6 protein-coding genes are annotated in these 10,693 nt (G+C 58.4%); all 6 read right to left on the bottom strand.

What is annotated here, in order from left to right; translation table 11 throughout:
* Positions 1–21: 21 nt before the first annotated feature.
* The 6 genes from AC1RVX_RS01865 to AC1RVX_RS01890 all read right to left on the bottom strand — a co-directional run bounded on the left by AC1RVX_RS01865 (position 22) and on the right by AC1RVX_RS01890 (position 10,533).
* Positions 22–2,247: a chemotaxis protein CheA gene (locus AC1RVX_RS01865; RefSeq protein ID WP_493214868.1), complete on the bottom strand. Its 2,226-nt coding sequence runs from the start codon at positions 2,245–2,247 to the stop codon at positions 22–24.
* Positions 2,248–2,251: 4 nt separating this feature from the next.
* Positions 2,252–2,575 carry an STAS domain-containing protein gene (locus tag AC1RVX_RS01870; RefSeq protein ID WP_493214869.1) on the bottom strand — a complete coding sequence of 108 codons (324 nt, stop codon included), beginning with the start codon at positions 2,573–2,575 and terminating at the stop codon, positions 2,252–2,254.
* Positions 2,576–2,609: 34 nt separating this feature from the next.
* Positions 2,610–2,978 carry a response regulator gene (locus AC1RVX_RS01875; protein WP_493214870.1) on the bottom strand — a complete coding sequence of 123 codons (369 nt, stop codon included), beginning with the start codon at positions 2,976–2,978 and terminating at the stop codon, positions 2,610–2,612.
* 9 nt (positions 2,979–2,987) lie between these two features.
* The gene (locus tag AC1RVX_RS01880) at positions 2,988–4,085 is read right to left on the bottom strand and encodes a methyl-accepting chemotaxis protein (protein ID WP_493214871.1); all 1,098 of its coding nucleotides are present in this window, start codon (positions 4,083–4,085) and stop codon (positions 2,988–2,990) included.
* A 311-nt stretch (positions 4,086–4,396) separates the two neighbouring features.
* The gene (locus tag AC1RVX_RS01885) at positions 4,397–7,288 is read right to left on the bottom strand and encodes a ligand-binding sensor domain-containing diguanylate cyclase (protein ID WP_493214872.1); all 2,892 of its coding nucleotides are present in this window, start codon (positions 7,286–7,288) and stop codon (positions 4,397–4,399) included.
* Between the two features lie 167 nt (positions 7,289–7,455).
* Entirely contained in the window at positions 7,456–10,533 is a 3,078-nt protein-coding gene (locus AC1RVX_RS01890) for a sensor histidine kinase (protein ID WP_493214873.1), read from the bottom strand.
* Positions 10,534–10,693: the final 160 nt, after the last annotated feature.

Below are 10,693 nucleotides of genomic sequence, written 5' to 3' on the forward strand. Positions count from 1 at the left end.
CGCGCTACGAATTCAGAAAAACTAACGACTCCGTGCCAACACGCGCCCCCGGTCTTCGGCTGGTTCTTCGCCGGTCACCACCTGGCGCATCAGGCCCGGCACGTCCAGAATCAGAGCCACTTCGCCGCTGCCCAGAATGGTGAAGCCGCCAATGCCCTGTATCTGCTGCAGTACTTTACCCAGCGGCTTGATGACCGTCTGGTATTCGCCCATGAGCTTGTCCACCACCAACCCGGCTTTGTGCTCGCCATAGCGCACGATCACGATGTTTTCACGTCGTACCGGCTCACATTCCACCTCGAAATGTTCACGCAACCGCCGGTAAGGCAACACCTCGCCACGCAGGTTGAGGTAGCGCTTGTCACCGCTGTCGCGGTCAGCTGCGCTGAGTTCGATACATTCGACCACCATATCCAGCGGAATAACGTAGACGGCATTACCCACACCTACCAGAAAGCCATCGATGATGGCCAGTGTGAGTGGCAAGCGAATGCATACCGTACTGCCCTGGCCTTCGATGCTGTCGAGGTCTACCGTGCCGCGCAGGGCGGCGATGTTACGTCGCACGACGTCCATGCCGACACCACGACCGGACAGATTGCTGACCGCATCGGCGGTGGAAAAACCAGCTTCAAAAATGAGATTGTAGATTTCCTTATCGCTCAAATTCTGGCCTTCGGTGATCAAGCCACGCTCAATCGCTTTCTTGAGAATTCGTTGTTTGTTCAGGCCGCCACCATCATCTGAGACTTCAATGACGATGCTGCCTGCATCGTGATAAGCGTTAAGCTTGAGCATACCTTTAGCAGGCTTGCCGCAGGCCAGGCGCACGTCTGCAGATTCGATGCCGTGATCCATAGAGTTGCGCACCAGATGAGTGAGCGGGTCGCTAATGCGCTCGACCACGGTTTTGTCCAACTCGGTATCGGCACCGCTGATAATCAGCTCAATGTCCTTGCCCAGCTCTTTCCCCACATCGCGCACCACGCGCTGAAAGCGATTGAAAGTGCCACCAATCTGTACCATGCGTAAGTCCAGTGCCGAGTCGCGCACTTCTTCCACCAGCCTTGAGAACGTGGCCGTAGCTTCCAGCAGATCAGGTACGCCCGCACGCTGGGCCGCCAGAGTTGCACCAGCACCAGCGATAATGAGCTCGCCGACCAGATTGATAAGGGCGTCAAGCTTGTCGGCATCGACACGGATGAGGTTGGCTTCTGCAGCTTTGCTGTCTTTGCGCTGTTTTTGCTTTTCCAGTGCGGCATCCACCACCGGTGACTGCACCATATGTTCACCCACCAGCACTTCGCCGATGGGAAGCTGGGTTTGGCCGGGCATTTGGCCTTGGGCTTTCTGGATGCCCAACGCGATATCCAGTTCATTTTGTGTCAGCGTGCCGCAGCGCACCAGCATGTCACCGAGCAGAATATCCTGTTCCTGCGGCAGATCACTGAGCAGCCCGACGTATTCTGTAATTTTGCTGTGAGGCGGCAGAATCCGGATGCGGCAATCTTCACGCACAAACTCGAACACGCCCTCAATGGTGGCTTTGTCGGCCTCGCTCTTGAAACCGATTTCGAAGCCGAGGTAGCAACACTCCGGGTCCATGCTGGCTGCCGGGGGAATGGCGTCTGTCCAGGTAACGATGTGAACAATCTGGCCCAGCGTGCCCAAATAACGGATGAAGGACAAAGGGTCCATACCGTTTTTCAATACATCGGGTCCAAAACGTAACGACAGGTGCCAGTGATCCGTTTCCACTTCCCCTCCGCCACCTTGGGTAGTGTCGGGAAAAGTGTATTCCACCGGGGTTTTGACTGAAGCCACAACAGCGTTCGGCACGGCACTCATACCAGGCCCATCCTCCAGATAGGCGCTTAGTTGACTGACCAGGGTCTGACCTTGCCCGACCACTGACATGGCCATTTCCCCGCCGTCGGCAATGCGGTCCACAAGTTCACTCATGTGGTCGCCACTCTGCAGCAGTAATGCCGCTAATTCCTGAGTCACCTGCAACTCGTTGCTGCGCATCCTGTCCAATACACTTTCAACCACATGGGTGAAAGCCACGATGTCGTCCAGCCCAAATAATCCGGCAGAGCCCTTGATGGTGTGTGCGGCACGAAAAATGGCGTTGACGGTATCCGCATCCTCTGGCATTAGCTCGATACGCAGCAGCGCTTCTTCCATGTCTTGCAACAGGTCGCGACACTCGGCAATGAAAGTTTGTAGTGCGTCGTCAAGATTCATCTTGTTACTCCCCCGTGTGGATCAAAACGTTGTCACCAAAAAAACCTTCCAGATCACACAGGTCCAGTATTTCCAGTACCGCCGGACTATGGCCACTGATGCGCAGTGTTTTGCCGAGCGCTTGTGCTTCGGTCTTGACCATGACCAACAATTGCAAACCCGCCGAATCGATTTCACTGACCCCTGCCAGATTCATCTCCACGGTTTCGCACTGCGCAAGAGGTGACAGCAATTCAGCTTTCAATTCCAGTGCGGTGTAAATCGTCATCTCGCCTTTCACTGTGAGGTGATACACGCCGTCCTTGGCCTGTTCAACAGTCACTGCCATGCATTTCTCCCTGACGTGTTTTTGATGGAGTTGCTCAGGGCAAGATCAGTTTCGCGACAGCAGCCAGCATTTGTGCAGGCTGAAACGGTTTGACTACCCAAGCCTTGGCACCGGCAGACTGGCCGGCCTGTTTCTTGGCCTCGCCCGCTTCGGTGGTCAGCATGATGATGGGGGTGAATTTGTAAGCCGGTAATTTCTTGGCTTCCGTAACGAAGGTGATGCCGTCCATATTGGGCATATTGACATCGCAGATGATGAGATGGATTTTTTGACCAGTGAGTTTGCTCAATGCGTCACGCCCGTCGCAACCTTCGATGACGTCATAACCCGCTCCCTTAAGGGTAATGCTGACAACTTGCCGCAGGGATGTGGAGTCATCCACTATCAAAATAGTTTTCGCCATGTGTATCTCCTAAAAAAATGTGATTTCGGTTGAGCTGGATGACTGCTGCTCCTGGCTACCACTGTGCATTGCATACTGTTCCTGCGTGGTGTAGGTGCTGGCCAGCGCATCCAGCCAGGCACTAGCATTGATGGATTGCGGCATGACTCCGGAGGCGAGTTGTTGATCACTCTCGGCCAGTGTCTGGCTCAACTTGTCTTGATCGTTGCGGACATGAGTGAGCATCTGGCTGACCCTGTCCTGAAATTGCAACGCCACCAGAACTTCGGATATTTCTCCCTGAATGAGTTGACTCTCCTCGCGCAAAACAGTGGCCGAGTCGTTCAGGTCGGTCGCAGTGCTGCGGAACCGCCCCAGCACACTTTCGATCACCTGCTCTGACTGGGAAACCATCTGAGCATCCTGCAGGGCGTATTGGTGAGAGACCTGAAGCGTGTTGGCAATCGCCATGTTCACGGTTTCGACGGTGTCCGCGATTTTCTTGCCAGTTTCGCCCGACTGTTTGGACAGCATGCGCACCTCACTGGCGACGACCGCAAAACCCCGGCCCACCGCACCGGCTCGCGCCGCCTCAATGGCCGCATTGATGGCAAGCAGATTGGTCTGCTGGGCAATGGCACCAACGTCCTTCGCCATTTGCTGAAGGTCTTCGGTGAAATGGGAAAGCCCACGGATTTCATGCAGCAACTCTTCCTTCTCCTTGAGGCTGGAGCGCAGCGAGGCAATGATGCCGTTGAGTTCGGTTTGACTGTCATTCAGGAGGGCAACAACGCCTTGTGCTGAACCGTCACCACCAGAACTGCTTTGCGATGCCGCGACGGCAGATTGAAGTCGCTGGGACAGGTTGGCAAAGCGGGTCGCGAGGTCATTGATGCCCTGCTCGGTCTGGTTTCGGGCCATTTCTATCTGATTTGACCAGATAGGCAGCACACCCACGCAAAGTGGCTCAAGGCCATCAATATACTGGGCGCTGACGATTTGCTCCACGTGCCGCTGCTGGGCTTTGCACTGCCAAACGGCCCACCATGCCATAGCGGCTGTGACCGCCGCCACACACGCCGCCAGCATCAGCGGCGGGATGCCAGCAGGGACGAGAATGGCAGCCACGCTTGCGGCACCACATAAGAAAACGGGTAGCCCCCCCTTGTAACAGTCAATCCCGCTTCCAGCCATTCGCATGCTATTCCATCCCCTGGGTTTCCTTGAGTGGTCGTTTTGCAGCGTTATTGCAAGAACACCACGACCTGCGTGGATAATGAATGAACTTGAAAGAATGAACTATCAGGTGATCTTGATTTTGCTGTAAGGAGATGCACCAAGTCCGTAGGGATACTAGAGACGCGCCGTCAGCATATCCCTACGCACGTATCAGAAATATCGTATCTGGCTGAAGCGCACGGCGACCGTCGGCCAACGGATCAGACACCAACCTCGACGCGGTTGCGTCCGGCTGCCTTCGCCCGGTACAGCGCAGCGTCGGCACGGGCAATTACCGATTCCAGCGTTTCGTCAGCATCCGTCACACTGGTCACACCCATGCTACAGGTCGTCGTGAGCGGCGTCCCGGTACCAATGTCAAACGCTTGCCCGGCGACCGCGCACCGCAACGCTTCCACGCGTTCCATGCCACCACTTTCGTCCAGCGACAATTTTGGCAGCAAGATCAGAAATTCCTCGCCGCCATAGCGGCCGATGCAATCCCCATCTCGAATCCGGGAACGCAAGCGCGATACCAGCTCGCGCAGCAGCGCATCACCGGCAGGGTGACCATGGTTGTCGTTGACGCGCTTGAAGTAGTCCAGGTCCAGCATCACCAACGTCAACGCGCCGCCGTAACGGCGCCGTAGAGCCAGTTCGCGCGCCGCCAGGTCGAGAATGGCGCGCCGGTTCATAGCGCCGGTCAGGCTGTCGGTGAACGCGAGTTCACGCATGCGCTCGTGCGATTCGGCAAGCTCACGGGTGCGCTCCTGCACGAGTGTCTCCAGCTCAGTCTGGTGCTTAACCAATCGCCGGATACGCATCCGATAACCTGCGTAAATCAGGAGCAGCGCCAGCGCCAGCGCCGCAACCACCGCCGGTGGACTCCGCCACCATGGCGGTGCGATCTCGAAATCCAGTATCAGGGGTGGGCTGGTCTGTCCCAAATCGTCGTTAACCGCCTCCAGCTCCAGGCTATAGCTGCCCGATCCAAGACCAGCATAGCGCAGCTCCCCACCTGTGATATCGACCCAGCTGTCATCGTGCCCATGCAGGCGGTAGCGTGTGTGTTGTGCCTGCCGATTGGTGAAGAACGGCACCTCCCAGCGCACTTCCAGCGGCTGTGTTGACCAGGGTATTTGCGTCCGGCGCCCCAGCACCAGATTGACATGGCCCAATTTTGCCTCGGCAAGCCGCAACCTCAGGGGTGCAGCAGTCCTCATACTTTCGGGATCATCTATCCGGGTCACACCATGGCTGGTGCCCACCCAGATGGCCCCCAATGTATCTTCTGCTAGCGCGCCCTGGTCGCAGTCGTTCCAGGCCAGGCCGTTGCTCTCGTCAAAGCGACGCCAGTCCTTGCTGTTCCGGCGAACCAAACCGGCATCGGTACCGACCCACAACCAGCCACGATGGTCTTCCAGCAGCGAGAGGATGCTGCGCCCGTTGAGCAGAGGCGGCTCCATCGTCTCAGCCCTGAACACGCCGGCATGGGTGAGGTCGATGCGTAACAATTGATGACCGACCACCGTACTCAGCCACACGTGACCGACACCGCAGGCGAGCTGGAGCACGCCTCTGTCCGGCGCCAATCCTTGTACTTGCGCCCGCGCAAAACCGTGCTCCGGGTCGAACCTCAGCAGCCCGCTGCCAGTTCCCAACCAGACGATACGGCTACCCACTTCAGCACATGCGCCATTGATGCGCCGGTCGCTGCCGGTGACCATGCGGTCCAGTTCGTCGCGCCGACGTACCGATCCACCACCGTCCAGCGCCGTGGCGAACAGGCCGCGATCAGTGGCAACCCACAATTCGTCGTTGGTGGCCAGCAGTCTGATCACCAGTGGCAGGCGACTTGCCACCTGGCGCCATGGGGCTGCGCGGTCATGGTGGTACAACTCGCCGCCAAAGGTTGCCAGCCACATACCGCCACGGCCATCAGCAACGACGTTGCTAACCTGACCAGTAACCATTGCAGCCTCGCGCACCAACTCCGTGCCAGCATTGTCCATTGAAACCGCACCGCGAGCAGTACCAATCCAGATTCGACCCTCGCCATCGTCGGCGATGGACCACACTACATCAGAGGGCAGGTTTTGGCGGGTTGTCCATGAGGACCAGTGGGCATAGCCGCGCCAATGCACCAGTCCGTGCCCATTGGTAGCAAGCCACACGTCACCGTCGCGACTGGGTAAAATGGCACGCAAGCCCTCCTCCGGCAAACCATTGCGTTCGCCAAAGTGCTGCCAGTGCCCGGCCTGCCAGCGAAATGCCCCGTCATCGCCCGCTGTCAGTATGCGACCAGCCTTGTCTTCGCGCAGCGGCAACCAGCGATGGATCCCGCCGCGGTTCAACCCAGTCGGCGTCAGATTGGCAAAATGGTCCGTGCCAGCGGCACGTCGCACGACATGGCGGTCGCTACGCGCCCAGATCGAGCCATCTTTCGCCTCCAGCAGGCCCAGCCATTCGCCTTCCGGTACACCATCGGCCGCGCCCCAGCGTTCCAGCTGGCCTGCATGCCAGCGACACAGTGCGCCACCGCAGCCAAACCACCAGGCACCATCACGGGCAACCAGGATGGAGCGCACGTCCAGTGCATGGGGATCTGATGATGCCAGCGTGGGTGGCAATACGGGCACCCTGCGTGTGCGCTCACTGCTAGCCTCCACCCGCCACAAGGTTCCCTCGACACCGACGACCAACACACCACCATCAGGTAGTGCCGCCAGTGTTTGGCCTTTTCGCACCGACCATGCCGCATCTCCAGCAGGCACGGCGACAAACCTGCTGCCGCTACGACGGTACAGGCCAGTCTGACCGCCTACCCACAATGAGCCATCACGGTCGAAGACCATGCTATGGATTTCCTGCGCTGGCCCGCCGCCGGGGCGACGAATAGTCTCACCGTCATGGCGATATATACCGTTCTCCGTGCCTATCCACAATGCGCCGTCAGGGTCCTCTGCGAGTGCCGTGACTGCCAGGTTACCCAGCCCATCGGCTGTCGTGTAGTAGCGCAACGGCAACTGCTGTGCGCTTACCAGCGCCGGCAGCAGCCCCAGGAGCAGCACACAGCAGCGGCCAACAAACCGATTGAATATAGTCTCTCGCATGAACTTTCATTTCCCAGATAGCCAGGCAGGGCTGCTTTTTCAGGCTATTGCACAAATGCTGCCGAGGACAGGAAGGATGAATGACTTGAGAGAAATGGGCTATCAGGCGATCTTGATTCTGGTGTCAGGAGATGTGGTGGTCGCGTAGGGATTTCGGAATAGCGCTATCAGCAAATTCCTACTTCCTCCGTTGGCGCAATACGAACCGGAAAATGCACCCGGATCAAAGTCAACCCTGGCACGCTGGATATCTCGACCTCGCCCCCCAGCATCAGCGCCCGCTCCGTGATGCTGACCAGACCAAACGATTTTTCCTTGCGTATAGAGGGATCAAACCCTAGGCCATTGTCTTGTACTTCCAGCAGGTAATCGCCGTCTTTTTGTTCAAGAGAAATCTTCACCCGCGTTGCCTGCGCGTGCCGTACAACATTAGTGAGGGATTCCTGAACGATACGGAATACCGCCGTGGCACGCTTGTCATCCATATCCAGATCACCTTCAGGAACTTGCAGTTCGAACTGGATGCCTGTTCCCTCTGAATATTGTCCCACCAGCCACTCCAGCGCGGACTCTATCCCCAGATCAAGCGCCGATGGACGCAGCGCCGACACCACATTGCGTACGACCTTGATAGTGGTATCTACCACGGTGATCAAATGTTGGGTTTTTTCCCGCAAGGGCGAATGGCTCTCCCCAAGCTGCAGGTCCACAATGGAAATGCCCAGTCGTAGTCCCAGGAGGTACTGTCCCAGCTCATCGTGGATTTCACGCTTGAGGCTCCTGCGTTCATCCTCGCGCACCTCTTCGTTGCGGGCTGCCAACTGCCGCAACAGTTGTTGCTTCTGCTCAAGGCGTTGCGCCATGCGTTTGCGTTCCTGTATCTGCTCTTCCAGCCCGGCCTGATGCCGCACCAGCCGCTGGACGCGCGCACGATATCCGACGTAAGCCAGCAACAGCAGCATCGCCAGCGCCGCAGCAATCGCTGGTAAGCTCCGCCACCAGGGCGGTACAATCTCAAAATCCAGTATCAGAGGCGAACTGCTCTGTGCCAGATCGTCGTTGACGGCAACCAACTCCAGGCTGTAGCTGCCAGGCCCCAGGCCAGCATAGCGCAGCTCGGTGCTTGTGATGTCACTCCAGCCGTCCTCGCGCCCATGCAAACGATAACGCATGTGCTGGGCCTGGCGGTTGGTGAAGAGCGGCACCTCCCAGCGAACTTCCAGCGGCTGCGTGGACCAGGGTATTTCCACCCTGCGCCCCAATGCCAGATCAACATTGCCTAACCTTGCTTCGGTAAGACTGGGCTTCAGTGGTGGTGAACTTCCCAACCGGTCGGGATTGTCGATGCGGGTCACGCCGCGGCTGGTCCCTATCCAAATGGCACCCTGCGCATCTTCGGCGAGTGCGTTCTGGTCGCAGTCGTTCCAGACGAGACCGTTACTTTCATCAAAGCGACGCCAGTCCTTGCCGTTCCACAGGACGACACCGGCGTCGGTGCCCACCCAGAGCCAGCCACGGTGGTCTTCCAACAGCGACAGAATGCGGCGACCATTAAACACGGCGGGTTGCTCTGGCACTGCCTGTAGCGCACCAGGGCGAGTCAGGTCGATGCGCAGCAGTCGCTGACCGACCAAAGTGCGCAGCCACACACGTCCGGCACCGCAGGCGAGATATACCACACCATCGTTCGGTGCCAGCCCCTGTATCTGTGGCCGTACAAAGCCGCGTGCCGGGTCAAACTGCAGCAGTGCACCGCCGGTACCCACCCACGTGATGCCACTGGTCGCGTCGCGACATGCCGTAATGATGTACCGGTCACCGTCGGTGACGACGACGCGATCCAGTTCGTCGCGTCGACGCAGCGACCCACTGCCGTCCAGCGGTGCAGTAAATAGACTATTGGCAGCGGAAACCCACAGTTCACCATCGAAGGCCCAGATGCGGTGCAACCGCGACAAGCCATCCTTCACCAAGCGCCACGGGGCAGCACGGGTACGATGGAATAACTTGCTGCCACCAAGGTTGTACAACCACATGCCACCATGACCATCTGCCACCATGCCGCCGGTGTGCCCGGTCAATGGCGACACATCAGGCACCAGTTTGGTGGTGCCGTGCTGCATGAAGACCATGCCGCGATCGGTGCCGATCCAGATCCGGCCCGCGCCGTCGTCTGCGATAGACCACACTTCATCAGAGGGTAGACCCTGGCGACGGGTCCACGATGACCAGTTGGCGTAGCCGCGCCACTGCGCCAGCCCGTGCCCGCTGGTGCCTAACCACACATCGCCATCACGGTCTTGCAGTAACGCGTGTACGTGATCTTCTGCGAGTCCATTGCGTTCGCCAAAGTGCTGCCAATATCCAGCCTGCCAGCGAAAGACCCCACCATCCCCCGTCGTCAACACGCGGCCTTCATGATCTTCGCACAGCGGCAGCCACCGGCGCGTCACACCGTTGCTCAGTCTCTCGGGTGTCACATTGCTAAAGCGGGTCGCGCCAGCAGTTAGCCGCACAACATGGTGGTCGCTACGTGCCCAAATGGAACCATCTTTCGCTTCCAACAAGCCCAGCCATTCACCTTGGGGCACACCATCTGCCTCAGTCCAACGTTGGAGCCGGTTTTCGTACCAGCGGCAAAGTGCGCTGCCGCAGCCAAACCACCATGCACCGTCGCGGGCGACCAGGATGGAGCGCACATCCAGCACATGGGCATCCGGTGGCCCCAACGTGGCTGGCAATGCGGGTTCCCTGCGTGCACCTTCGCCCTTGGCCGTCACGCGCCACAGCTTGTCATCAAGTCCAATCACCAGCACCCCCCCATCGGGCAATGCCGCCAGCGACTGGCCCCAGCGCAGCTTCCAAATCCCATCGTCGGCTGGTAATGCGACAAAACCTTTGCCACTGCGGTAATAAAATCCGGCTTGACTAGCCACCCAAAGCGCTCCATCCGCGCCAAAGACCATGTTGTAGATGATCTGTTTCGGTCCACCCTCGACGCTACGGATAGTCGCGCCATCGTGCCGGTACAGGCCGTTCTCGGTGCCTATCCATAAAGCCCCCCCGGGCTCATGTCCCAACACGTTAACGCCCAGGTTACCCAAGCCATCGGCCGCCGTGAAGTAACGTAGTGACTGTTGCTGCGCGAGTACCAACACTGGCAGCAATCCGAGTAGCAGCACGCAGCAGTGGCCCACGAAACGCTCGATTCTTTTGACCAAACCCGCAGTCCACCGTATCTTCATACCTGTCGCCCCACCGAAACATGATGCTCCATTGTAATTCAAAGAACAGCGTCGAAGAACGCCACATCACCAGTCAGAGGCTATTCGTCCATATCGCCGGGACATGTCACTGGCGCTCTGACCCATGAGCATGATTTGGGAAGCTTTCCTGGCGTGGTTG

The organism is Undibacterium sp. GW821-FHT11B02, assembly GCF_058808955.1.

Coding starts and splice junctions, on each gene's coding strand:
- AC1RVX_RS01865 (WP_493214868.1), bottom strand. CDS start 2,247: ATGAATCTTGACGACGCACTACAAACTTTCATTGCCGAGTGTCGCGAC.
- AC1RVX_RS01870 (WP_493214869.1), bottom strand. CDS start 2,575: ATGGCAGTGACTGTTGAACAGGCCAAGGACGGCGTGTATCACCTCACA.
- AC1RVX_RS01875 (WP_493214870.1), bottom strand. CDS start 2,978: ATGGCGAAAACTATTTTGATAGTGGATGACTCCACATCCCTGCGGCAA.
- AC1RVX_RS01885 (WP_493214872.1), bottom strand. CDS start 7,288: ATGCGAGAGACTATATTCAATCGGTTTGTTGGCCGCTGCTGTGTGCTG.
- AC1RVX_RS01890 (WP_493214873.1), bottom strand. CDS start 10,533: ATGAAGATACGGTGGACTGCGGGTTTGGTCAAAAGAATCGAGCGTTTC.